The following is a 22991-nucleotide window of genomic DNA, read 5'->3' as shown; positions in this document are numbered from 1 at the left end:
TTAGGTTAGCCGATGCCACCGCGTTTACAGGATACCGGATTCACGTAGCAGCGGGCGCAAACGAGCAATCGCTTGGGGAAGGTCGTCCCCCAGCATGTGAACGGCGCCGTCACGGAGGTCGTTCTCGCGCAGCCGCGCCACTTCGCCGCAAACGCCGAGGGGCACGCCGAGGGCTTCGGCGGCTTTGGGTAAATCGTCGCGAATATAGCGATCGTTTTCCCGCTGACCGCTGGAAAGCAGCACCATCGATGAATGTAGGCGAGATACCGCTTGCGGCAAATCGTCGAGTGGCAGCGAGTGATCGAAGAGTTGCACGCGGTAGCCTTGTTCGCTGGCCATGAGCGCGCACATCAACACCCAAAGCGGACCGGGGTCGTCAGGCATAGCGCTGAGTAGGATCAGCGGTCCCCGTGTCGCTTGGTTGGCGTAGTGCAAGCGAATACCTACTTGGCTGCGGAAAAACGCTTCGAACGTGCGGCGTACCAAGTCGTCGGGCTCGGCGGCCCACTTGGCTTCTAGGGTCAGAATGACCGGCTGCCAAAGCTCGTTGATCGCCACGCTCAGCGGATAAAGCGCCAGGCTCTGGTGATACAGGGCTTCTAACTTCGGCAAGTCGACCGCTTCGATGACCGCCTGAAGCTGCTGGCGTTGGCTGGCCCAGTCACCGGCATTCGGCGTTGGTGCCTCGACCGTTTCAGGTTGGTCGAGCAGGTCCGCCACTTGGCTGACCGGTACGCCGCGGTTTAGCCATTGAAGAATGCGCTCGATGCGGCTGATATCGTCCTGGGCGTAGAGCCTGTGGCCCTTGGGCGTGCGCTGTGGACGAATCAAACCGTAGCGTCGCTCCCAGGCGCGTAGAGTGACCGAGTTCACACCCGTCAAACGGGAAACTTCCCGGATCGGATAGAGGGGAGTATCGGGTGGGTGGGTCGCCTTGTTGCTCATGGGCGCCATTGCCTCTTGGTTGCCTGCAGCCAGCGCTGCAGGGGTCTGTCAATAATTGCGATAGCTATGTTGCCGCGCCAGCTCGGCGCAGGGCCATCTAGCCGTATAGCGATGTCGTATAGCGATTCGTTGAATAACACCTAATCGATGGAATAGGATCACGCTATTATAGGCACCTTTGTACAATTTGTGGCGACTGGGTACAACCTTTGCGGTGTCCATCTTGGTGCGCTGTTAGTCGGAGTATTATTAGACCGACCGGCCTAATAATGCCGCCCCCAGCTCGTTTCCAGAGAGCCAAGCATCCTCGACACGGCTACCGCGGAAGCTGTCACCGCACAGTGCTAAACCGCTCTCACTGTACAAGAACGACTGCCTGCCTGGCGAGGCAGGCTGGGCATAGCGCCAGCGGTGCGCCCCTACGTCAATAGGAGAGGGGAGCGATGTGTCGCTGGGCAGTGTGATGACGAATGCCTCCCATAGCTGCTGCGCCGCGGATGCTGGTGTCGCGTCGATATGTGCATCGCTCCAGTCGAGTTGGGCCAGCAGGCTCAGGCTTTCCGGCTGGTGCTTTCGCCCTGGTTTGGTGTGGTTGCGAGAGACCAAGCGTAGAGCAGGATGCTCAAGATGCAGGCTCTGCCACTGGTCGCCGACGGGAAGTCTTGGAAGCGATTCGTCAAATATGGCCCATGCCGCCCAGCAGCTCCGCTGCGGTCTTTCTTCACAGGCGTCGGACAGCATCGGTTCCCAATCTGCCAGCAGCGCTTTCGCCTGGGGCGGCGGGGCGCTGATCACCACGCAATCGAAAAGACCGTACCGGTTGTCTTGAGCATCGCGAAGCTGCCAGCCTTTGGGCTGGCGCTCTAAGGCCGTGATGGTCGTTTCGAGCAAGAGCGTGGCATCAGCGAACGCGCTCAGCCCGTCGGCCAGGTAGCGAGTAATGGCGCTCATGCGCGGCGCTCCACAATAGCGTATCTGCCCATCGTCGTGTGTTTGCCAGCCGGATGCACTAGCCTGATAGCGATGTGTTGGCCAGATGTCCACACAACCGGCGTGTCGCCACTCGTCGACCTGACGCGCAAAACGCTCATCACGCACGGTAAAGGCTTGGGCGCCGAGGTCGAGCATGGCGGCAGGGCGCTGTTTACTGGACATTCGCCCGCCGGGACCGCGTGCCTTATCGAATAGCCGAACCTGGGTGCCCTGCTGCGCCAGTCGATGGGCGCAGGCCAGCCCAGACAGCCCGGCGCCCACGATGGCCACGCGAAGCGCAAAGGGTGATGGATAGCTCTCGTTTGCCGTTGCGGCCATACGTCCTCGCGGTATCAGTAGGCGGGTTCCATTTTATCGTAGCAGTTATGTATAAATATCGTACAATTAAATAAGTTGCAATGTGTATGAGTGACCGAACCTCGCCCACCGAGACCGCTCATCCGGCGGTGGCAGGCAACACTCTCCTGCACACCACGTTTAACGGCAAAGGAGTGACACCATGCGGGTATTAATCACCGGGGGCAGCGGTTTCGTGGGCCAGCGACTCAGCCAAGTGCTGATCGACCAAGGGCACGAGGTGCAGGTGGTGTCCCGAACGCCCCACAACGTGCGCGGTAAACTGCCCAAGACCTGCGATATCCGCGATAGCGCGCAAGCCTTCGTGGACACACCGCCAGACGCGCTGGTGAATTTGGCGGGGGAGCCCATTGCGGCAAAACGCTGGAACACCGAACAGAAAGAGCGACTCATCCGCTCACGGGTCGAGAGTACCCAGCAGCTCATTGCCCTCTGCGAGCAGCTGACGGCCAACGGCCAACCTTTACCGAGCGTCATGGTGAGCGGTTCGGCGATGGGCTATTACGGCGATCAGGGGGACAAGGTGGTGGACGAGACCACCACGCCCCACGACGAGTTCGCGCATCGGCTGTGCGCTCAGTGGGAAGCGGCGGCCAAGCCCGTGGAGACGATGGGCATCCGGCTGGCGATTCTGCGTATTGGGCTGGTGCTCGAAGCGGGGGGCGGGACGCTGCAAAAAATGCTGCCGCCGTTCAAACTCGGCCTAGGCGGGCGGTTTGGTGATGGTCAGCAGTTCATGCCCTGGATTCATCGAGATGACCTGGTGGCCGCGATCATCTATTTGATCACCCAGCCAGCCCTCTCTGGTGCGTTCAACGGCAGCGCACCGCATCCGGTGACCAACGCCGAATTCACCCAAACGCTGGCCAAGCAGCTGCATCGTCCGGCCATGTTTCCGGTGCCCGCGTTCGTGCTGAAAGCGGGCTTTGGGGAGATGTCGCGGCTGCTGTTGACCGGGGCAGACATGCGTCCCGAGCGGCTACGCGAAGCGGGCTTCGAGTTTCAGTACCCGACGCTCGACCAAGCACTGGCGGCCATCCTATAGCCGCCCGTCGTGAGCCTTAGTTCGCGTTGGGGTCGACGGTGATGATCACCCGCACCGAGTCGAGTCGTAGGCGAGTGTTTTCGATAGCGCTGCTCAGCGCCTGACGCTCCTGCTGCAGCGCTTCCAGCTCTTCACTACGCACCGCCGGATTGTGCTCCGCCAGCGCCGTCAGGCGGGCCAGCTCGGCGTCGAGCTGGGCGCGCATGCGGATTTCTGCGGCCTCTACGATACTCGGCAGTTCACGCTCGGCTTCGCCTTCTCCTTGGGTGAGCAGCTCGCGAAGCTGATCATGGCGGCTCTTGATCAAATCCCGCGCCAGCGACTTGTTCACCTTCTGCAGGTTTTTGCCCAACCCGGTGAACGAGATTTTGCTGGTCAAATTGGCGCCTGACTCATCCAGCAGTACGCGTACGGCGGTGGGCGGCAAGAAGCGGTTCAGGTGCAGCGATTTGGGGGCCGGGCAGTGGGTGCGAAACACCAGTTCGGCCATCAAACGCCCGCTGGGAATCGCTGGGTGGCGTAGCAGCGCCAGCGCGGTATTGCCCATGGTGCCATCGAGAACCCGGCCGATCATTTCGCGCACCAGCGGATGCTCCCAGGAGAGTCGCTGTACGTCATCCCGCGCCAGTGCCTGGGCGCGACTGTAAGTGGCAGAGAAGCCCTCTTCGCCTTTGACCAACCCGGGCAGGCCATCCAGCATGTGCTGGCTGGGCTGAAGGTGCAGCAGACCGTTGCCGATCTCCTGGCTGTCGACCCCGAAGATATCCAGCGCACGCTCCACGTAGCGAGGCAGCGCCGGATCCTCGTCCAGCTCGCGCACGGCATCGATCACCTGCTGCGCTCGCCCGGGGCGGCAGGCGTTGAGTTCCAGCAGGCGGTTGCGGCCTGCATCCCGTTCGGCGAGCTTGGCGATGAACATCTCTCGGGTCTCGTCGATGATCTCGTCGAGCATCTCGTCGTCGAGCAGCGCATCGGCCAGAGCATCGCCAAAGGCATCGAACAGGTCGCTGCCCACTCCATGGGGCGCGCTGAACGCGTCCATGCCTTCGTGGTACCAGCGCAGCAGGCGCTCGCTGGGACTGCCGGTAAACGTAGGCACGTGCAGTTCGATGGCGTGGCGCTGGCCGATCCGGTCAAGGCGGCCAATACGCTGCTCTAGCTGGTCGGGGTGCTGCGGCATGTCGAACATGACCAAGTGGCGGCAGAACTGGAAGTTGCGCCCCTCGGAGCCGATCTCGGAACACACCAACACCTGGCAGCCATCCTCTTCATCGGCAAACGCGGCGGCGGCCCGGTCGCGCTCGACCAGCGACAGGCCTTCGTGGAAGACCGGCGCATGGTAGCCGCCCAAGACCCGCAGGCCCTCCGCGAGCCCTTCTGCGGTTTCCCGGTGGTGGGCAATGACCAGTACTTTGTCGTTGGCGAAGCCCGTCTCGCTGTCGTCGCTGAGTTTTTCGAGCAGCCAGTTGACGCGAGGGTCGATGTGCCACCAGGCCTCGGTGTTCAGCGGGTCGTTGCTGAGCTCGCGGTACATGGCGTCCGGGTAGATCAGTACGTCCGGATGGTCCATGCCGGTTTCGATCAGCAGCTCGTCCAAATAGTCGTCGTCGCGCTCCAGGCGGCGCAGCACGCGGCGGTAGGCCGACGGCAGTTCGAGCGGAGCTAAATGCAGGCGTCGCTCGGGGAAGCCACCTACGTGACGGCGGCTGTTGCGGAACATCACGCGGCCGGTGCCGTGGCGGTCGAGCAGTGCATCGCGCAGCTGGGCGCGTGCGGCGTCCTGCTGCTCCGGGCTGGCCTCTGGGTGGCACAGCGTGGCGAGCAGCGCCTGGCTGTCGCGGTCGTCGGCCACGGCGGCGACGCGTTCGCGGGCGCTCGCGGTGTGCGGCAGCTCCTCCAGGGCATCGATGGCGCCTGCCACCGCGACGTAGTGCTGCTCCTCCTCTTTGAAGCGCTCGATGTCGTGGTAGCGCTCGGCGTCTAGTAGCCGCAGGCGGGCGAAGTGGCTTTCCAGACCCATCTGCTCCGGCGTGGCGGTAAGCAGCAGCAGGCCGGGAATCTCGGCGGCGAGCTGTTCCACGCACTGGTAGCCGGGGCCGCTCTTCTCCGGGCTCCAATCCAGGTGGTGGGCCTCATCGACGATCAGCAGGTCGAAGCGGCTGGCCAGGGCTTGGTCCTGGCGATGAATGTTGGCGAACAGCCAGCCTTGGCTGGCCAGCACGAGCTGGGCGCTCTCGAACGGGTTGACGCTGCCGTGGGCCTGGCTCTGGTGCTCGTCCAGCAGAGTGACGTTCAGCGAGAAGCGGCGCAGCAGTTCGACCAACCACTGGTGGGTCAGGCTGTCGGGCACCAAAATCAGCGCGCGCTCTACCCGGCCAGCCAGCAGCAGGCGGTGCAGAATCAGGCCGGCTTCGATGGTTTTGCCCAGGCCCACTTCGTCGGCCAACAGAACCCGCGGCGCATGGCGTCCGGCGACTTCGTCGGCAATATAGAGCTGATGGGGTATGAGGTCGATGCGCGGCCCGGCAAAACCGAGGGCCCCGTGCTGCTCGATGCGCTGGAAGTGGTGAAGAGTGCGAAAGCGAAGATCAAACCAGTCGTTGCGGTCGACTTGACCGGTGAGCAAGCGGTCGCGGGCCTGATCGAACTGCATGGTATCGGCCAGCTTGGCCTCGGGCAGCTCGCGCAGAGTGCCGTCGCTGTCTTCACCGATGTAGGTGATCAGGCCGCGACTCTCTTTGCTGTCATCGACGATCATCTGCCAGCCATCGGCAGAGAGAACGCGGTCGCCGCTGCCGAACATCACGCGGGTGAGCGGCGCCTGGCGAGTGTTGTAGGTGCGGGTTTCCTGGCTGGCACTGAACAAAATGGTAACGCTACGGGCGTCGCAGTTAAGCACGGTGCCGAGTCCAAGCTCGGCTTCGCCGTCGCTAATCCAGCGCTGGCCGGGAGAAAAATCGCTCATGATGCCTCGAGGAAGTCGTCAAAATCGGGTCGTACGCCGCCGGGGCAGGTGACCGGCGGCTAACAGGGCGGGGGATTCTAACGCAAAGCAGCGGGGGGATTAAGGTCTATCGTGGTCAATCGCTCAACCAGCGCTCCAACTGCGCGCGGGTCAGTTCACCGACGTGCACGTCGAGGGTTCTGCCCGTCGTATCGAAGAGCACCGTCGTCGGAAGCCCCGGCGCTTGGAAGCGCGCCATCAGCGTCTGCTCGGGGTCGCGCAGCGGGTAACGGAAGCTGAGCGATTGCTCGTCCAAATAGCGGGCGATGGGCAGCAAGTCCTCGCCCTGATTCGCCACGATGACGGTGACGCCTTCGCGCTGGTCCGCCTCTTCCAGCAGCGGCATCTCGCGCAGGCAGGGCGGGCACCAGGTGGCCCACAGATTGACGATGATGCGTTCGCCTTGATGGGTCAGCGACGGCAGCGACACCGCGTTGCCGTCGAGATCGTCTAGCGTGACATCGGGTAGCGACGTGACGGCAAATGATTGACCCAGCGGTGATAGCGTGACCAGCACCAGCCAAAGGCTGGCGGCGCCTACCGTCATGGCCAGGCCGCCGATCATCGCCAATAGCCGCGCGCGCAGTGCCCAGACGGTCCAAAGCAAGCCAGCAAGCAGGCCGCCGAGGGCGTGATAGCCCGGCTGCCATACTTTCAGCGCGTCCAGCGGGGACGCAGCGTAGCTCTCCCAATGGAGGACGACGAACGTCACCCGCGCGCCGACGAGCCAGGCGAGCAACAAGCCGTTGAACCAGCGGCCATGGGGTCTGGCGGATAGCCCCAGCAGGTAGCGGCTGCTCAGCAGCAGCAGCAGCGCGCAGGCCAGCGCGTAAAGCCGTGGCGTCGAAATCAGCAGGGGGCCGAGGGCTATGGCATTCATCGTCATTCCGGTAAGCAGGTACACTAGGGCACCATACCATGCACGCTACTCACGATGGAGATGTCGATGCCGCAATCCTCTTTTGACACCCTGCGCGCTCTGGCCATAGGCAGTCAGGCGCTAGGCCTCGCGCTGATCATTACTCTCGAAACCGTGCTCGGTGACGGTGCCCGCCCCTGGCAGGGCGCGGTACTGGCCGTCATGGTGGCGTGTGCGCTGCTCATTGCACTGGTGCGCATGTACCGCAACAAGCGCCGACAGAAGCGACTGGCTGAGCATTTAGAGGCATCAGAGCCGAAAAACCACGAGCGTTAGAAACCGTTGCTTGTGTTTTTGACGGGACGGTTCCAGATTATGGGTAGCCCTGCGCTGGACGGTCAGGGCACTCAATCTACTGGGAGCGACAAATAATATGATCAATAAGCGCGCACTAGCCATTGCCGTAGCGGCCTCATCACTTGCTTTAACCGGGATGGCCCAAGCGGAGGTCAAAGTTGGCTTCTTGGGCGGCTTTACGGGGGGGATCGAGAGTCTGACACCGCCGATCTTTGCTGGGGCTCAGCTGGCGGTCGAACAGGTCAACGCGCAGGGCGGTATCTTGGGGGGGCAAACCCTGGCCATGCCTTCGGGCGATACCACCTGTTCCGATGCGTCGGCCGCCTCCAACGCCGCCGACCGCATGGTGAACTCCGAGAACGTCACGGCCATCGTTGGGGCGTTATGCACCGGTGCCACGATTGCCGCCGCCAACAACGCCGCGATCCCTGGCGGTGTGCTGATGGTGTCGCCAGCATCGACCGCGCCTGCGGTATCGGAGCTGGACGACAACGATCTGGTCTTCCGTACCGTGCCGTCGGACGCCTTCCAGGGGGAAATGCTGGCCAAGCTGCTGCTGGATAAAGGCATCGACTATGTGGCCGTTACCTTCGTCAACAACGACTATGGACGTGGTCTGTCGGACGCCTTTAGCGCCGCGTTTACCGCCGGTGGCGGCGAAGTGGCCGAGAACCTCGCCCACGAAGATAACCGGGCCGATTACCGCTCCGAGCTGGGCTCACTCTCCGCCAGCGGTGCCGATACCCTGGTCGTCTTGGCCTACGCTGACACGTCTGGCCAAACGGTACTGCGTCAAGCCTATGAGAGTGGCATGTTCACCCAGTACGTGGGCGCTGACGGGATGGTGGGCGACAGCCTAGTCGAAGCGATCGGTGCCGACGTATTGGATGGCATGATTGCCACTCGCCCCGGCAGCCCAGAGCTACCCGGCACCGAAATATTTAACAACGCAGCGACTGAGGCGGATATCGATCCCAGCGCCGTGTTTGCGGCTCAGGCATACGATGCGGCCTTCCTGATTGCGCTAGCCATCGAGCAGAACGGCAGCGCAGACCGTGAAGGGCTCTCGGAAGCACTGCGCAGCGTATCGAGTGCGCCCGGTGAAGTGATCCTGCCCGGTGAGTGGGAGAAAGCCGTCGAGCTGATCGCTGCGGGTACGGACATCAACTACGAAGGCGCCTCCGGCTCCCACGAGTTCGATGACAACGGTGATGTACCGGGCGTGGTCGTCGAGATGGCTGTAGAAAACGGCACCTTTACCAGCAAAGGGCAAGTGGACCTGTAAGCCGTTACCATCGCTACATAACACAGCGCCCCGCTCATTGAGCGGGGCGCTTTTCGTTGGGCGATGCCTGTGTCATTAGCCGTGGCTTTTGATCTTTTCAGGCAGCAGCCCTTTGGGGGCAAAGCGCAGTACCAGGGTGATCAGCATGCCGATCACCAGGACGCGCGCTTGAAGCGCTCGACTGTCCATATTGCTGGGTGCCTCCCAGCCAAAGGCGTTCTCTCCGAGTGCGACGAACAGCTCCATCAAAAACAGCGCCAGCGGCTCGGACATGATCCAGATGATGTAGACGGCCACCGCACCAAAAATGGTGCCCAGGTTATTGCCGGGGCCGCCCAGGATGACCATCACCAGCACCAGAAAGGTGTGGTTCAGCGGTAGGTAGCCCTGCGGATCGAACAGGCTGTTGAACGTGCCCAACATGCCGCCCCCCAGGCCCATCAAAATGCAGCCCAGCACGAAAATCTCCAGGCGACGCTTGTTGATGTCCTTACCCATGGCCGCCGATGAGAGTTCGTTGTCGCGGATCGCGCGAATCATTCGCCCCCAAGGGGCGTGATAAGCACGGTGCAGCAGGAAGAAGATCACCGCAATGACCACCGCCGTCACCGATAGATAGATGGCGCGGGAGAGGGTAAAGCCGAGTTCGGCAGGGCCAGGCGTGGGCCAAGGCAGCGGCGAGACCGTGGCCGTGCCGCGGGTCAGCCAGTCGGAGTTTTTCAAAAACGCCTTGATGATCTCGGCAATACCCAGGGTGGCAATCGCCAAGTAGTCGCTGCGCAGCCCAAGACACACATGGCCGATGAAGTAGCCCACGCCACCGGCCAGCGCGCCGCCGACGATCCAGCCCACCCAAGGCGGCAGGCCAAATCCGCCCACAAAGCCCGCCTGGGACTGAATTTGGCTGGTGACATCGCGCAACAGACTGATCACGACGAGGTAGAGTACCACCGCCAGCACTACGGCGATCACGGTGCGCAGCGTTTTGGGTACACCCAAGCGGTCGAGTTTGGTGGCACCGATGACCACGACCGTGGCCGCAAGGCCATAGAGCAGCACTTGGCCTAGCTCGCCCGGCAGCTCGGTACCCCAAAAGGCGTCGTTGACCGGTACGCTAAACAGCATGGCGCAGAAGCCGCCGAGGGCGACGAAGCCCATAACCCCGGCATTGAACTGCCCGGCGTAGCCCCACTGAATCGTCAGGCCCAAAGCGAGAATGGCGTAACAGGCGGCTTCGACCAGCATGCGGGTGCTGTAGGCCGCACCCATCAGGGCATACACCGCCAAAACGGCGAGGAGCAGCGCACCAAACAGCACCAGCTCGCGCAGCGGGAAGCGGCGCTGCGGGGTGGCGTCTTTCGGCGTGTAGGCCGGATTGCGAGTATTGGTTGGATGGCTCATTAGATCACCTTGCCTTTGAACAGGCCGGTCGGGCGCCACACCAGGATGGCCACCAGAATGAAGAACGGCACCACGATTTTGTATTCAGTACCCACGAAGGCAAGATTCGACGGCAGCGCCAGCCACTCGGGAAAACTGTCTTGGAAAGGGCGTATCAACACGTTCCAGTTGAAGACGGCCAAGGTTTCGGCAAAGCCCACCACGAACCCACCGGCAATCGCGCCGTAAGGATGGCCCACTCCGCCGACGATGGCCGCCGCAAAGATCGGCAGCAGCAGGAAGAAGCTCAGGTCCGGTTTGAAGGTCACGTCCAACGAGAGCAGCGTGCCCGCAATCGCTGCGAGGCCGCCCGCAATCACCCAGGTGACCGCCACGATGGTATTGGTATTAATGCCCGATGCCTGGGCCAGCTCCGGATTATCCGACATGGCGCGCATGGCTTTGCCTAACCGTGAACGGTTGAGGAACAGGTGGAGCGCCATCACCGCAACGATGGTGATCACGAACAGATAGATCTGCGGTTCGGTGATCACGATCGGTGCCCGCGCGCCTTCGAACGGTAGCGCTAGACGAAAGATCTCTTTGCGGTCATCGACATACAGACTCTGCCCGCCGGTGCCCGAGAACAAACGAATCAAGCCCTGCAGCATCAGCGTGACCCCCAATGAGCCAATCACCATGACGATGGGCTTTACGCCATGGGCGCGCAGCGGCTTATAGAAGGCCTTATCGATACCGACGGCGAGCAGGGCGGTGAGCAGCATCGCCAGCGGCAGCATGATCAGCGCCGTGGGAACGCCAATGCTGGCCCCGACGGCAGGAAACGCCGTGGTGAGCAGCAGCACCATGAAGGCACCGAAGGTCATCATGTCGGCATGGGCAAAGTGGGCAAAACGCATGATGCTGAAAATCAGCGTCACGCCAATCGCGCCAATGGCATAAATCGAGCCGGTGACGCTGCCCGCAATCACCACATTATTAATGAAAAAAGCCAGTTCGTTCACGCGTTTCTCCCCCGGGCTAGCCGCCCAAAAAGCTTTTGGCGACATCGGGGTCGGCCAGCAGAGCCGCCCCGGTATCCGTAAAGCGGTTCTGGCCTGCTGCCAGGACAAAGCCTTTATCGGCAATCGCCAAGGCCTGCTTGGCGTTCTGCTCGACCATCAAGATGCCCACACCTGCGGCGTTGATCTTCTTCACGCGATCAAAGATCTCATTCATATAGAGTGGCGATAATCCGGCCGTGGGCTCGTCTAGCAGCAGCAGGCTGGGCTCTGCCATCAGTGCACGACCCATGGCCACCATCTGGCGCTGGCCGCCGGAGAGCTCGCCCGCCGGCTGGTGGCGCTTCTCGACCAGCGGCGGGAAGAAGTCGTACACCTGTTCCAGCATGCGCTTGACGTTCTGCGGCTTCAGGTAGGCGCCCATCTCCAGGTTCTCTTTCACCGAGAGGCTGGGGAAGACGTTTTTCTCCTGGGGGACGAAGCCCATGCCTCGCTCCACGAGTTGGTTGGGCGGTAAATTGTGGATGGGTTGGCCGTTGAGCAGGATTTCGCCCTGGTTGACGTTCAGAAGCCCAAATACGGCTTTGAGCATGGTGGATTTTCCCGCGCCGTTGGGGCCGACGATGACGCCGACCTCGTCGGCATACAGGGTCATATCGACCCCGTTTAAAATGTTCATACTGCCATAACCACCGTGCACGTCGCGTGCTTCAAGCAGTGGCTGGGGTGATGCCTGTGTCGATGACATAAACGCGTCTCAGCAAGCGTCGCGCTGGGGTCTCCAGACGCGATCATGTTGTTGTAGCCGTGGGTGGGCTGTTGGTCGTGACGGTGTGAAGCGTATTGCCGGGGTTAGGCGGCATCCGAGCCGAAGTAGGCCTCGATGACTGCCGGGTCGTTCTGTATCGCTTCGATGTGTCCTTCCACCATGACGCTGCCCTGGGCCAGTACGATGACCGGATCGCAGAGCCGCGAAATCATGTCCATGTCGTGCTCGATGACCAGGAAGGTGTAGCCCATCTCGCGGTTGAGCCGCTCGATGTTGCCCATCAAATCGCCGAGCAGGGTGCGGTTCACCCCGGCGGCGATTTCATCGAGCAGAACGACCTTGGCATCGGTCATCATGGTGCGGCCAAGCTCCAGAAGCTTCTTCTGTCCGCCGGAGAGATTGCCCGCAAGTTCGTTGCGCACATGGTGCAGGCCGACGAAGTCGATGACCTCCAGCGCGCGGCGGCGCACCTCGGCCTCTTGCTCGCGCACCAGCGATGGCTTGAACCAAGTATTGAACAGATTTTCACCGGCCTGTCGGGGGGGCACCATCATCAAATTTTCCAGCGCGCTCATCTGGCTGAACTCGTGGGCAATTTGAAAGGTGCGTAGCAGTCCTTTGTGGAAACGCTGGTCGGCGCTCAAGGTGGTGATGTCTTCGCCATCGAGCAGGATCTGCCCGCTGTCCGGCGTCAGCGCCCCGGCGATCAGGTTGAAGAGCGTCGATTTACCGGCTCCGTTAGGGCCGATCATGCCGGTGATCGACCCTTTCTCGACTTGGATCGAACAGTCGTTGATGACATGTAGCCCACCGAACGCTTTATTGACGTGTTGTACTTCGATAAGCGGTTGCATGGTGTCCTCGTAAGGCAGGCGGCCTCGTCACCGCCTGCAGCAGGGATATTGTTATCAAGGTTTAGAGTGGCGCAGACGCTGGGCAAGCGCAAAAGCCGCCACGATGAGCAGTGCGCCGAGCGTTGGAATCAGATACCCCTCAATGTGGGGTATCGTACGTAAAAAGACGAACGATACTGCCGCCGGCCCGACGAAACGCACTAAAAAGCGCCAGAAAGCGAACCAGGTGGCATTGGTGCCGAGCTCTTTCATGACTTCGCTCTGGGTCAGCGCCCAGCCGGCAAACAGGGCGATCAACAGGCCACCCAGCGGCATGAAGATATTGGTCAGCAGCTCGATGACATCGAAGGCGCTGCGTCCAAACAGCGTATGGAAAATCGTGCCTTCTGCCCAGACGTTGAAGCTGACCACCGTGAGTAGCCCCATGGCCCAAGCCGCAACGACCATGATGGTGACCGCCTGGGGACGCGTCATGTCGAAGCGCTCGACCAGAAACGCCGCGACCGGCTCGATCAGCGAAATGGAGGAGCTAATGGCGGCCCCCAATACCAGAATGAAGAACACACCACCGACCAAGGCACCAAACGGCATCTCGGCAAAGGCCAGCGGCAGCGTCACGAACATCAGCCCGGGGCCCTGGCCGGTTTCCAGGCCCGCGCCGAACACCAGCGAGAAAATGGCCAGGCCCGCGACCATGGCAACGGCGGTATCGACGAACGCGACGGCAATGGCCGTCCGTGTGAGCGACGCGTCGCTGGACATATAAGCGCCGTAAGCCATGATCGCGCCCATACCGAGGCTTAGGGTAAAGAACGATTGACCCATGGCCTGCAGCCAGCCTTCCAGGCTGAGATCGCCAATGTTGAAGGTGAACAGGAAGCTCGCTGCCGCGCCTACATCGCCATTGATGATGCCGTAAATCAGCACCACGATCAGAATGACGAACAGCGCAGGCATCATGATGCGCAGGCCCGACTCTATGCCTTTATGAATACCCATACCGACGATCAGCGCGGAGCCCACGATGAACAGCGTGTGGTACAGCGTCATTAATCCGGGCGAGGCGAGCAGCGCATTGAAGCCCTCGCTGATGGTTTGCGCGTCTGCGCCAACCAGCGAACCGGTGAGCATCAGCCAGGTGTAGTGCAGCGCCCAGCCCGCGATCACCGAGTAAAAGCTCAAAATCAAAAAAGCGGAGGCGGCGCCCAGCCAGCCTATCGACTCCCACGCCCGTGATGTGCGATGCGTTTTAGTCAAATGCCGCATACCCATGATAGGGCTTTGACGGCTGGTGCGCCCCAGCATGGTCTCGGCGATGAGGATAGGAATGCCCACGGCAAAAATGGTCAGCGCGTAAATAAGGATGAACGCCCCGCCCCCGTTTTCACCGGTGAGGTAGGGAAAGCGCCAGAGGTTGCCGAGGCCGACGGCAGAGCCCACCGCCGCCAATAAAAACGTGCCTTTGTGTGTCCAGACGTTATGACCGCTCATGTGAAGGAGTGTCCGTATAGGGGTGCCAGGATGGGGGTAAGTATCCAAACACTTGTATGAATTATGGCATGTCAGCACCCCGAGGGCGTGCTGAGAATAGCGCTACTTTGCGATAGAACGTCAGCGCTTTCCAGCGTACTAGCGTTTAGGGTGCGTTAACGAGCACGCTTGGCGATGAACCAAAACGCGCGGCCAGAGGGGCTGTCGTACGAAAAAGGTTGCTACGCTGAGAACTTACATAAAAAAGCCCGCGCGGCGGCGGGCTTTGTGTCGGCAGCGGTCAGCTTACTTTTTGCTGGAGCGCTTGCGCTCGTTCTCTTTGAGCAGTTTCTTACGTAGGCGGATAAAGCTCGGCGTTACTTCGACCAGTTCATCGGAATCGAGGAATTCGATGGCTTGCTCCAGAGTGAACTTCACTGGCGGGGTCAGTACGATGTTCTCGTCGTTGCCCGAGGCGCGCATGTTATCCAGCTTCTTACCTTTGGTGGGGTTGACCACTAGGTCGTTGGCACGGCTATGGATACCGATCAGCATACCTTCGTACACCTCGGTGCCGTGGTCGACGATCAGCTTGCCACGCTCTTGCAGCGTGTAAAGCGCGTAGGCCAGCGCTTTGCCGTCGACCATGGAGACCATGACGCCATTACGACGCTCGATGGCGGCGTCGGGCTTTAGCGGGCCGTAGTGGTCAAAGCGGCTGGTTAGAATGCCGGTACCAGACGTCAGGGTCAGGAACTGGCCGCGGAAACCGATCAAACCACGGGCGGGTATGATGAAGTCCAGACGAACACGGCCTTTACCGTCCGGGTTCATGTTGGTCATTTCGCCCTTGCGGTAGCCGAGCTCTTCCATGATCGAGCCTTGGTGCTGCTCTTCACAGTCGATGATGACTTCTTCGTAGGGCTCCTGCTTGACGCCGTCGATCTCTTTGATGATGACCTCCGGACGGCCAACGGCCAGCTCGAAGCCTTCACGGCGCATGGTTTCGATCAATACCGACAGGTGCAACTCGCCACGGCCAGAGACTTTGAACTTCTCGGGGGTTTCGCCCTGCTCGACGCGCAGCGCCACGTTGTGGATCAGTTCTTGATCCAGACGATCCTTGATATTGCGGCTGGTAACGAACTTGCCGTCTTTACCGGCAAACGGCGAGTCGTTGACCTGGAACGTCATGGAGACGGTCGGCTCATCGACGGTCAGCGGCGGCAGCGCTTCGACATTATTCACGTCGCACAGCGTGTCGGAGATCGCTAGATCTTCGATGCCGGTGATGCAGACGATATCGCCAGCGGTGGCTTCATCGGTCTGCACTCGCTCGAGGCCCATATGGGTCATCACCTGGCCGACCTTACCCTTACGGGTCTTGCCTTCTTTAGTGATCACGCTGATTTGCTGGTTCGGCTTGACGCTGCCGCGAGTGATGCGGCCCAGGCCGATGACGCCGACGTAGCTGTTGTAGTCCAGCGCTGAGATCTGCATCTGGAAGGGGCCGTCGACTTCGACCTTCGGCGGCTCGACGATGTCCACGATGGCTTGGAACATCGGGTCCATGTTGTCGGCCAGCTCTTCCGGATCCATGCCGGCAATACCGTTCAACGCCGAGCAGTAGATGATCGGGAAGTCGAGCTGCTCGTCGGTGGCGCCGAGGTTGTCGAATAGATCGAAAATTTGATCGATGACCCAGTCGGGGCGCGCGCCAGGACGGTCGATCTTGTTGACGACGACGATCGGCTTCAGGCCCTGGGAGAACGCTTTTTGGGTCACGAAGCGGGTCTGCGGCATCGGGCCGTCAACGGCGTCGACCAGTAGCAGTACCGAGTCCACCATGGACATGACGCGCTCGACTTCACCACCGAAGTCGGCGTGCCCAGGCGTGTCGACGATGTTGATGTGGTAACCCTTGCCATTACCATCCTGCCACTGAATAGCGGTGTTTTTGGCCAGGATGGTAATACCGCGCTCCTTTTCCTGGTCATTCGAGTCCATGATGCGCTCTTGGCCTTCGGCCTTGCGGTCGAGCGTTCCGGACTGGCTTAACAGTTTGTCTACCAAGGTAGTTTTACCGTGGTCTACGTGGGCGATGATGGCAATGTTGCGAAGATTCTCGATCACGACGCGATCCTGCTGGAAAAATAGGGCGGCATTATAGGGTCTGGGGATGGTCTACTACCAGCGCTGTCTTAAACAAAGCAGCAAGTCAATAACCTAAACGCGGCAGTTTTCGCTGTTGTGACGCTTCCGTTAAGATAGGCGTTTTCCCAGTTGGGGCAAGCACATGACCATCGGTAACCTGATGCGTTTGTTAAGCGATGGCGAGGTTCATTCCGGTGAACAATTAGGCGAAGCGCTGGGCGTTTCCCGAGCCGCCGTGTGGAAACAACTAAAAAAATTAGAGGTGCTGGGTGTCGAGCTGGTGGCCGTCAAAGGGCGCGGCTACCGGCTCGCCTACCCGTTAGAACCGCTGGAGGGCGCCAAGATCGTCGAACGGCTGCCCGCCGATGCCCGCCATTTGCTGACACGGCTATTCGTCGAAGATCAGCTGCCGTCCAGTAACGAATATCTGCGCGAACGCTTTTCGCAAGGGGCGGGGCATGGCGAGGTCTGCTTCGTCGAGCTGCAAACGGCTGGGCGTGGTCGCCGGGGGCGAGTGTGGTCGACTCCCTGGGGGCAGAGCCTAATGGTGTCGATGGGTTGGCGCTTCGAGTCTGGCGTCAATGCGCTGGAGGGGCTTAGTCTGGCCGTCGGTGTGGTGGTCTCCCAAGTGCTCGAACGTTATGGTGTGTCGCCCAAGTTGAAGTGGCCCAACGATGTGCTGCTGGCCGAGCAGGGTGGTGAACTCGGCAAGCTGGCCGGTATTTTGATCGAGGTGACCGGCGACGCGGCTGGCCCCTGCGAAGTGGTCATCGGCATGGGCATGAATCTGTCATTGCCAGATAGCTTGCGCGCCACGATCGACCAGCCGGTGGCGGCGCTGTTCGATGCGCAGCCGGGCATTTCGCGTAATCAGCTAGCGGCAGACATGGTAGCAGGGCTTTTGAACATGCTGGCGGGGATCGAAACCCGCGGGTTTGCTCCCTGGTTGAATGCCTGGAATCAGCGGCATGCCTACGCAGGCCTGCCCATCCGTGTGATTCAAGGCGAGCGTACCAGCGATGCCGTCGCCGGGGATGTCGATGAAAGTGGTAACCTATGGGTTACTGAAAATGGTTACTCGCGACGCCTGGTCGGCGGTGAGATTAGCGTACGTAGGCGCCTATGATTTTGGATTTGGATATCGGCAACACGCTGTCGAAGTGGCGGCTCAAGGATGCCGAGAGCAGCGAGATCCGTTCGCGAGGCGCCGTGTGGACGCGAGAGGAGTGGCGTCCCGGGGCAGACATTCCCGATTTGGACGTCGTGGAAGCGGTACGTATCTCCAGCGTGGCCAGGACGGCCGTGCTTGAAGAGACCGTCGCGCTGCTGCGGCGCCAGGTGCGCCATGTGTACGTGGCTCGCTCGACGTCAGAGGCGCTCGGTGTCGTCAACGGATATGAAGAGCCGGGGCGACTCGGCGTCGACCGCTGGATGGGGGCGCTGGCAGGCTACCAGCTGGCGGGGGGGTGCTGCGCGGTGGATTGCGGGAGTGCCATTACCATCGACTTCGTATTACCGGGCGGTATGCATCTAGGTGGTTTTATCATCCCAGGGCTGCGGCTGATGAAAGAGAGCCTGAAGTTGGGAACACGCAATGTCGCCATCGATCCGGAAAGCGAAGCCGATGCGTTATTAGAGCCGGGGAGACGCACGGTGGATGCGGTGAACCATGGTATTTACATGGCCGCCGTTAGCGCCATCAACCGCATTTACAGTGAAGTATGCGATCAGCAGGGGGTGACGCTACCGGTGCTGCTGACCGGCGGCGATGCCCGTGTGGTATCCCGTGGCGTGCAAGTGCCTCACGCGGTGTGGCCCGACATGGTCTATGGTGGGTTGGAGGCCTGCTATCCGCTCACGTTTGCCGAACGTGCTGGAAAGATGTCGGGCGCGCCGCGAGTGCCAGAGCCGGTATCATTAGAAAAAATTCGTGCAGGCCTTGCATTCTCCATGCTGCTTTGACAGAATGCAGCGCGTTCCAGAGCGGATGCCGTGCTTTGAAAGTGCTGCTTCCAGCAAGCTTTGATAAATAAAGGGTTTGCAGGCTTGACACCGTTTTGGAGGCTGGCATAATGTGCCGCCACAGCTGGAGAGGTTCCCGAGTGGCCAAAGGGAGCAGACTGTAAATCTGCCGCGAAAGCTTCGAAGGTTCGAATCCTTCCCTCTCCACCAGATTGATCGAGCGCTGAGTTGGTCAGCGTTTGGGAATGAAAAGCCGGTAAGCGGGCATTAGCTACTGTTTCTCGTGCAACGGATTGTCATTCTACAGGCAAGTTCGGCGGGCGTAGTTCAATGGTAGAACCTCAGCCTTCCAAGCTGATGGTGCGGGTTCGATTCCCGCCGCCCGCTCCAGTTTGATGTGTTTGGCTCATGTAGCTCAGGGGTAGAGCACACCCTTGGTAAGGGTGAGGTCGACGGTTCAATTCCGTCCATGAGCTCCATATTGCAAAAAAAGCGAGCGAAGCTCGCTTTTTTTGTCTTTGCTCTCCCATTGGGTGGAGGGTAAAAGTAAGGGTTGTCAGGTGGGGGTTTCTCCGCTATCATGGCGCCCGCTGTTGCGTAGGCGTTTGCTTGCGCACGTGACGATACAGGCCAGTAGCTCAATTGGCAGAGCAGCGGTCTCCAAAACCGCAGGTTGGGGGTTCGATTCCCTCCTGGCCTGCCAACCTTCCCCAGGTTGGTATGTCTTTTTCTAGAATTCCTTTGTCGCTCGCTGCACCCTTGGGAGTCTCGTTTTTATGAAGCCTAGTTCCGTAAAACATGGCGAAGAGGTGCAACAGACGCGCCATGACGGGCTCAAGTGGGCGGCGGTTGTGGCGCTGCTTGTCGTTGCAGTCGTTGGTAATACCTATTTCACCGATGTTGGCCTGCTCTACCGCGTCTTAGGTGTGGTGGTGTTGTGTGCGCTTGCGGGTTTGATCGCCTTAACAACCACCAAAGGCCGTGACTTGGTTGAGCTTGCCATCAGCGCCAAGAAAGAGATTCAGCGCGTTGTATGGCCGACCCGTCCTGAAACCATCCAAACCACGGCGATCGTGCTAGTGGCTGTGCTGGTGGTGGGTCTGATGCTGTGGTTGATCGATACTCTTCTTGGCTGGGCGATGTCCGGCGTCATTGGTTAGGAGTTTTCATGTCCAAACGTTGGTACGTCGTCCACGCTTATTCCGGCTTCGAAAAGCATGTCATGCGCTCGCTTATCGAGCGTGTGAAGATGTACGGCATGGAAGATCGCTTTGGCGAGATCCTGGTGCCGACGGAAGAAGTGGTTGAGATGCGTGACGGTAAGCGCCGCAAGAGTGAGCGCAAGTTCTATCCGGGCTACGTGTTAGTCGAGATGGAAATGGTGGATGAAACTTGGCACCTGGTGAATGAAACGCCGCGTGTCATGGGGTTCATTGGCGGCACCAAAGAGAAGCCCGCCGCGATTACCAGTCGCGAGGCGGAAGCCATTCTGCGTCGTGTGAAAGACGGCACCGACAAGCCGCGACCCAAAACCATGTTCGAGCCGGGTCAGTCCGTTCGTGTCATCGATGGTCCGTTTGCTGACTTCAACGGTGTCGTTGAAGAGGTGAACTACGACAAGAGCCGCCTGCAGGTCAGCGTGCTGATCTTCGGGCGTGCAACGCCTGTTGAGCTCGAGTTCTCGCAGGTAGAAAAAGAGTAATCTCAAAATGTTGCAGGCTGGTGTCCTATGCGCGCCAGTCTGGATTCATGTAAAGCAGCCCAGCGCTGCTTTACGCGTACCGGGGAGCCGTCAGGCGCTATCACCCAACTGGAGTATTTACCATGGCCAAGAAAGTACAGGCTTATATCAAACTGCAGGTTGCTGCAGGTAAAGCCAACCCGAGTCCGCCCGTAGGCCCCGCGCTGGGTCAGCATGGCGTGAACATCATGGAATTCTGTAAGGCGTTCAACGCTGCGACTCAAGAAATTGAGCCGGGCCTGCCGACGCCTGTCGTGATCACTGTCTACTCTGACCGTAGCTTCACGTTCGTCACCAAAACACCGCCGGCCGCCGTTCTGCTCAAGAAAGCGGCTGGCATCAAGTCCGGTTCTGGTGAGCCGAACAAGAAGAAAGTCGGTACCGTGACTCGCGAGCAGCTCGAAGAGATCGCCAAGACCAAAGAGCCGGATATGACGGCTGCTGATCTCGACGCCGCGGTGCGCACCATCGCTGGTAGCGCTCGTAGCATGGGCTTAAACGTGGAGGGTCTCTGATCATGGCTAAATTGTCTAAGCGCGCGAAAGTCATTCGCGAGAAAGTAGACCCGAACAAAGCGTACTCTCTGGAAGAAGCCGTTGCGCTACTTTCCGAGCTGTCGACTGTCAAGTTCAAAGAGTCTCTGGATGTGGCGATCAACCTGGGTGTTGATCCGCGTAAATCCGATCAGGTCGTACGTGGCGCTACCGTCATGCCTAACGGTACTGGTAAAGACGTTCGCGTAGCCGTCTTCACCCAAGGTGCCAATGCTGATGCGGCTAAAGAAGCCGGTGCTGACATCGTGGGTATGGACGATCTGGCTGAGCAAGTCAAAAAAGGCCAAATGGACTTCGACGTGGTCATCGCCTCTCCGGATGCGATGCGCGTTGTCGGTCAGTTGGGCCAAATTCTTGGTCCGCGTGGCCTGATGCCGAACCCGAAAGTAGGCACCGTGACGCCTGACGTGGCGACGGCGGTCAAAAATGCCAAAGCGGGTCAGGTGCGTTTCCGTACCGATAAGAACGGCATCATCCACACGACCCTAGGTAAAGTGGATTTTGACGCGGCGTCCGTTCAGGGCAACTTGGAAGCACTGGTAGCTGACCTGAAGAAGCTCAAGCCGAGCTCCTCCAAAGGCATCTACTTTAAGAAAATTACCCTGTCCACTACCATGGGCCCGGGTTTGACCATCGACCACTCTGCGCTGGTATAAGCGAGTCGTCGGCAGGTTTTAGTAAGTACCGAGCAAGAACTTTGCGGTCCCTCGCTAGGCAGTCAGTCGAGCGAGGCGCCGTCAAAGACCGCAGGTGCCGCCTCGTCTTTTGAGACGGGGCGGCTTAATCGCCCTAGAGCGCCTGCGCAGATGGTGTGGCCGCCAGTTGGTTAACGCTTTTCGCAAGCCGCTTTCTGGTGAGCACCATCCCCCAAGGCTTCCAAGGCCAGCAGTATGCCTTGGAAGAGATGGTAACCACCGGAGCCTTGATGGGTTCCGGCACGAAGGAGTGATCACTGTGCCACTAGCACTTGAAGGCAAGAAAGCGATTGTTGCCGAGGTCAGTGAAGCGGCCAAGGGCGCACTCTCCGTCGTAGTTGCCGATTCTCGTGGCGTTACGGTCAGCAAAATGACCGATCTGCGTAAGCAGGCCCGCGAGAACGGTGTAGAGCTTCGCGTTGTTCGTAACACGCTGGCTCGCCGCGCACTCGAAGGCACTCAGTGGGAGTGCCTGAACGAGAGCTTTGTTGGTCCTACTCTGCTGGCTTTCTCTACTGAGCATCCGGGCGCTGCCGCTCGTCTGTTCAAGGATTTCGCCAAAGATGAGAAGAACTTCGAAGTCAAAGCGTTGGCCTACGAAGGTGAGCTGATTCCGGCTGCTGACATCGATCGTCTAGCAACCCTGCCGACCTACGACGAGGCGATTGCCAAGTTGATGTCGGTCATGAAAGAAGCCTCCGCTGGCAAGCTGGTTCGTACTCTGGCCGCACTGCGCGACCAAAAGCAAGAAGCCGAAGCTGCCTAAGCAGCGTTTCTTGCAGGCGGCGTGAACGATCGAGTCGTAGCGTTGCCTGAACCAAGCAATGAACCCTGAGTTCTCGGTCGACCGAGACTCCCGCAAAGTTAGGAATGAAACAATGGCACTGACCAAAGACGATATCATCAATGCTGTAGCCGACATGTCCGTCATGGAAGTTGTCGAGCTGATCGAAGCGATGGAAGAGAAGTTCGGCGTTTCTGCAGCGGCGGCCGTGATGGCTGGTCCGGCTGCTGGCGGCGAAGCAGCTGCTGAAGAGCAGACTGAATTTGACCTGGTACTGGCATCTGCTGGTGACAAGAAAGTTAACGTCATCAAAGCCGTTCGTGAAATCACCGGTCTTGGCCTGAAAGAAGCCAAGGGTGCCGTTGACGGCGCGCCGGCGACCATCAAAGAAGCCATGTCTAAAGAAGACGCTGAAGCCGCTAAGAAGAAGCTGGAAGAAGCGGGCGCAACCGTCGAGCTCAAGTAATCCTTGTGCTGATGGCTTTACGCGCTGCGTAAGCTTCCACGGCTGGCGGCGGGCTATCCCGCTGCCGGCCTTTTTCTGTTGTAATATGCTGCAAGGCAACAGCAGAAGCGCTGCGGTAAAAAGCAGCAAAACAGTAAGACCGTTGTTGTGAAGCGTACGTTGTTGTGACGCGTCAGTTGTGAAGCGCGAGTGATGTTGGCAAGCGACAGCAAAGCGCGAACAGCACTACTGTAACACTGTTATCTATCAAGATTTTTGACGGCGAGCTACCGATTTAGGAGCTTGCTGTCTGCGT

21 protein-coding genes and 4 tRNA genes are annotated in these 22991 nt (G+C 59.9%); 15 read left to right on the top strand and 10 right to left on the bottom strand.

Features of this window, described 5'->3' with window-relative positions; all coding sequences use genetic code 11:
* Positions 1-24 precede the first annotated feature (24 nt).
* Complete coding sequence (locus MHM85_RS13730) at positions 25-945, bottom strand: MerR family transcriptional regulator (protein WP_176558247.1); 921 nt, start codon at positions 943-945, stop codon at positions 25-27.
* A gap of 249 nt (positions 946-1194) precedes the next feature.
* Positions 1195-2256: an FAD-dependent oxidoreductase gene (locus MHM85_RS13725; protein ID WP_239286271.1), complete on the bottom strand. Its 1062-nt coding sequence runs from the start codon at positions 2254-2256 to the stop codon at positions 1195-1197.
* A gap of 181 nt (positions 2257-2437) precedes the next feature.
* On the opposite strand from MHM85_RS13725, the gene MHM85_RS13720 reads away from it, so the two are divergent.
* Entirely contained in the window at positions 2438-3340 is a 903-nt protein-coding gene (locus tag MHM85_RS13720) for a TIGR01777 family oxidoreductase (RefSeq protein WP_239286269.1), read from the top strand.
* Between the two features lie 16 nt (positions 3341-3356).
* Here MHM85_RS13720 and rapA read toward each other — a convergent pair whose 3' ends face one another.
* Positions 3357-6305, bottom strand: a complete 2949-nt coding sequence (gene rapA, locus MHM85_RS13715; protein ID WP_239286267.1) for an RNA polymerase-associated protein RapA — start codon at positions 6303-6305, stop codon at positions 3357-3359.
* A 115-nt stretch (positions 6306-6420) separates the two neighbouring features.
* Positions 6421-7224, bottom strand: a complete 804-nt coding sequence (locus MHM85_RS13710; RefSeq protein WP_239286265.1) for a TlpA disulfide reductase family protein — start codon at positions 7222-7224, stop codon at positions 6421-6423.
* Positions 7225-7290: 66 nt separating this feature from the next.
* Here MHM85_RS13710 and MHM85_RS13705 point away from each other — a divergent pair, with 66 nt between their 5' ends.
* Together MHM85_RS13705 and MHM85_RS13700 are read left to right on the top strand one after the other, a co-directional pair.
* Positions 7291-7539 carry a hypothetical protein gene (locus MHM85_RS13705; RefSeq protein ID WP_239286263.1) on the top strand — a complete coding sequence of 83 codons (249 nt, stop codon included), beginning with the start codon at positions 7291-7293 and terminating at the stop codon, positions 7537-7539.
* 97 nt (positions 7540-7636) lie between these two features.
* Positions 7637-8845: an ABC transporter substrate-binding protein gene (locus tag MHM85_RS13700; RefSeq protein WP_139527852.1), complete on the top strand. Its 1209-nt coding sequence runs from the start codon at positions 7637-7639 to the stop codon at positions 8843-8845.
* Positions 8846-8920: 75 nt separating this feature from the next.
* Here MHM85_RS13700 and MHM85_RS13695 read toward each other — a convergent pair whose 3' ends face one another.
* From MHM85_RS13695 to typA, 6 genes are all read right to left on the bottom strand, one after another.
* Positions 8921-10246: a branched-chain amino acid ABC transporter permease gene (locus MHM85_RS13695; protein WP_239286261.1), complete on the bottom strand. Its 1326-nt coding sequence runs from the start codon at positions 10244-10246 to the stop codon at positions 8921-8923.
* The gene (locus tag MHM85_RS13690) at positions 10246-11250 is read right to left on the bottom strand and encodes a branched-chain amino acid ABC transporter permease (RefSeq protein ID WP_139527854.1); all 1005 of its coding nucleotides are present in this window, start codon (positions 11248-11250) and stop codon (positions 10246-10248) included. The genes MHM85_RS13695 and MHM85_RS13690 overlap by 1 nt, the downstream gene beginning before the upstream one ends.
* Positions 11251-11266: 16 nt before the next feature.
* Entirely contained in the window at positions 11267-11995 is a 729-nt protein-coding gene (locus MHM85_RS13685; protein ID WP_153843243.1) for an ABC transporter ATP-binding protein, read from the bottom strand.
* Between the two features lie 104 nt (positions 11996-12099).
* Positions 12100-12870: an ABC transporter ATP-binding protein gene (locus MHM85_RS13680; protein WP_239286259.1), complete on the bottom strand. Its 771-nt coding sequence runs from the start codon at positions 12868-12870 to the stop codon at positions 12100-12102.
* A gap of 54 nt (positions 12871-12924) precedes the next feature.
* Positions 12925-14361 (bottom strand): sodium-dependent transporter, encoded by a 1437-nt coding sequence (locus MHM85_RS13675; RefSeq protein ID WP_139527857.1) that lies wholly within the window; start codon positions 14359-14361, stop codon positions 12925-12927.
* A 285-nt stretch (positions 14362-14646) separates the two neighbouring features.
* On the bottom strand, positions 14647-16473 hold the full coding sequence (gene typA, locus MHM85_RS13670) for a translational GTPase TypA (protein ID WP_139527858.1): 1827 nt from the start codon (positions 16471-16473) through the stop codon (positions 14647-14649).
* A gap of 163 nt (positions 16474-16636) precedes the next feature.
* Here typA and MHM85_RS13665 point away from each other — a divergent pair, with 163 nt between their 5' ends.
* The 12 genes from MHM85_RS13665 to rplL all read left to right on the top strand — a co-directional run bounded on the left by MHM85_RS13665 (position 16637) and on the right by rplL (position 22696).
* A complete protein-coding gene (locus tag MHM85_RS13665; protein ID WP_239286257.1) occupies positions 16637-17620 on the top strand; it encodes a biotin--[acetyl-CoA-carboxylase] ligase in 984 nt (327 codons plus the stop codon).
* Positions 17617-18456 (top strand): type III pantothenate kinase, encoded by an 840-nt coding sequence (locus MHM85_RS13660; protein ID WP_139527860.1) that lies wholly within the window; start codon positions 17617-17619, stop codon positions 18454-18456. Before MHM85_RS13665 ends, MHM85_RS13660 begins: the two co-directional genes overlap by 4 nt.
* 126 nt (positions 18457-18582) lie before the next feature.
* Positions 18583-18666: transfer RNA gene (locus MHM85_RS13655), tRNA-Tyr, on the top strand.
* 106 nt (positions 18667-18772) lie between these two features.
* Positions 18773-18846 (top strand) — tRNA-Gly (locus MHM85_RS13650).
* A 14-nt stretch (positions 18847-18860) separates the two neighbouring features.
* A tRNA-Thr gene (locus tag MHM85_RS13645) sits at positions 18861-18935 on the top strand.
* A gap of 148 nt (positions 18936-19083) precedes the next feature.
* Positions 19084-19159, top strand: a tRNA-Trp gene (locus MHM85_RS13640).
* Positions 19160-19232: 73 nt separating this feature from the next.
* On the top strand, positions 19233-19616 hold the full coding sequence (gene secE, locus MHM85_RS13635; protein ID WP_139527861.1) for a preprotein translocase subunit SecE: 384 nt from the start codon (positions 19233-19235) through the stop codon (positions 19614-19616).
* Positions 19617-19624: 8 nt separating this feature from the next.
* Positions 19625-20158, top strand: coding sequence for a transcription termination/antitermination protein NusG (gene nusG / locus MHM85_RS13630; protein WP_139527862.1), 534 nt, complete (start codon positions 19625-19627; stop codon positions 20156-20158).
* 122 nt (positions 20159-20280) lie between these two features.
* Complete coding sequence (gene rplK / locus MHM85_RS13625; RefSeq protein WP_139527863.1) at positions 20281-20712, top strand: 50S ribosomal protein L11; 432 nt, start codon at positions 20281-20283, stop codon at positions 20710-20712.
* A gap of 2 nt (positions 20713-20714) precedes the next feature.
* The gene (gene rplA, locus MHM85_RS13620; protein ID WP_139527864.1) at positions 20715-21407 is read left to right on the top strand and encodes a 50S ribosomal protein L1; all 693 of its coding nucleotides are present in this window, start codon (positions 20715-20717) and stop codon (positions 21405-21407) included.
* A 298-nt stretch (positions 21408-21705) separates the two neighbouring features.
* On the top strand, positions 21706-22212 hold the full coding sequence (rplJ, locus tag MHM85_RS13615; RefSeq protein WP_139527865.1) for a 50S ribosomal protein L10: 507 nt from the start codon (positions 21706-21708) through the stop codon (positions 22210-22212).
* A 112-nt stretch (positions 22213-22324) separates the two neighbouring features.
* On the top strand, positions 22325-22696 hold the full coding sequence (rplL, locus tag MHM85_RS13610) for a 50S ribosomal protein L7/L12 (protein ID WP_139527866.1): 372 nt from the start codon (positions 22325-22327) through the stop codon (positions 22694-22696).
* Positions 22697-22991 lie beyond the last annotated feature (295 nt).

This window comes from Halomonas sp. McD50-4, assembly GCF_022348135.1.
Classification (GTDB): Bacteria; Pseudomonadota; Gammaproteobacteria; order Pseudomonadales; family Halomonadaceae; genus Vreelandella; species Vreelandella piezotolerans.
Note: the sequence above shows the minus strand (reverse complement) of the source record. Positions and strands in the feature narration are given on the sequence as shown.

Coding starts and splice junctions, on each gene's coding strand:
- MHM85_RS13730 (WP_176558247.1), bottom strand. CDS start 945: ATGAGCAACAAGGCGACCCACCCACCCGATACTCCCCTCTATCCGATC.
- MHM85_RS13725 (WP_239286271.1), bottom strand. CDS start 2,256: ATGGCCGCAACGGCAAACGAGAGCTATCCATCACCCTTTGCGCTTCGC.
- MHM85_RS13720 (WP_239286269.1), top strand. CDS start 2,438: ATGCGGGTATTAATCACCGGGGGCAGCGGTTTCGTGGGCCAGCGACTC.
- rapA (WP_239286267.1), bottom strand. CDS start 6,305: ATGAGCGATTTTTCTCCCGGCCAGCGCTGGATTAGCGACGGCGAAGCC.
- MHM85_RS13710 (WP_239286265.1), bottom strand. CDS start 7,224: ATGAATGCCATAGCCCTCGGCCCCCTGCTGATTTCGACGCCACGGCTT.
- MHM85_RS13705 (WP_239286263.1), top strand. CDS start 7,291: ATGCCGCAATCCTCTTTTGACACCCTGCGCGCTCTGGCCATAGGCAGT.
- MHM85_RS13700 (WP_139527852.1), top strand. CDS start 7,637: ATGATCAATAAGCGCGCACTAGCCATTGCCGTAGCGGCCTCATCACTT.
- MHM85_RS13695 (WP_239286261.1), bottom strand. CDS start 10,246: ATGAGCCATCCAACCAATACTCGCAATCCGGCCTACACGCCGAAAGAC.
- MHM85_RS13685 (WP_153843243.1), bottom strand. CDS start 11,995: ATGTCATCGACACAGGCATCACCCCAGCCACTGCTTGAAGCACGCGAC.
- MHM85_RS13680 (WP_239286259.1), bottom strand. CDS start 12,870: ATGCAACCGCTTATCGAAGTACAACACGTCAATAAAGCGTTCGGTGGG.
- MHM85_RS13675 (WP_139527857.1), bottom strand. CDS start 14,361: ATGAGCGGTCATAACGTCTGGACACACAAAGGCACGTTTTTATTGGCG.
- MHM85_RS13665 (WP_239286257.1), top strand. CDS start 16,637: ATGACCATCGGTAACCTGATGCGTTTGTTAAGCGATGGCGAGGTTCAT.
- MHM85_RS13660 (WP_139527860.1), top strand. CDS start 17,617: ATGATTTTGGATTTGGATATCGGCAACACGCTGTCGAAGTGGCGGCTC.
- secE (WP_139527861.1), top strand. CDS start 19,233: ATGAAGCCTAGTTCCGTAAAACATGGCGAAGAGGTGCAACAGACGCGC.
- nusG (WP_139527862.1), top strand. CDS start 19,625: ATGTCCAAACGTTGGTACGTCGTCCACGCTTATTCCGGCTTCGAAAAG.
- rplK (WP_139527863.1), top strand. CDS start 20,281: ATGGCCAAGAAAGTACAGGCTTATATCAAACTGCAGGTTGCTGCAGGT.
- rplA (WP_139527864.1), top strand. CDS start 20,715: ATGGCTAAATTGTCTAAGCGCGCGAAAGTCATTCGCGAGAAAGTAGAC.
- rplL (WP_139527866.1), top strand. CDS start 22,325: ATGGCACTGACCAAAGACGATATCATCAATGCTGTAGCCGACATGTCC.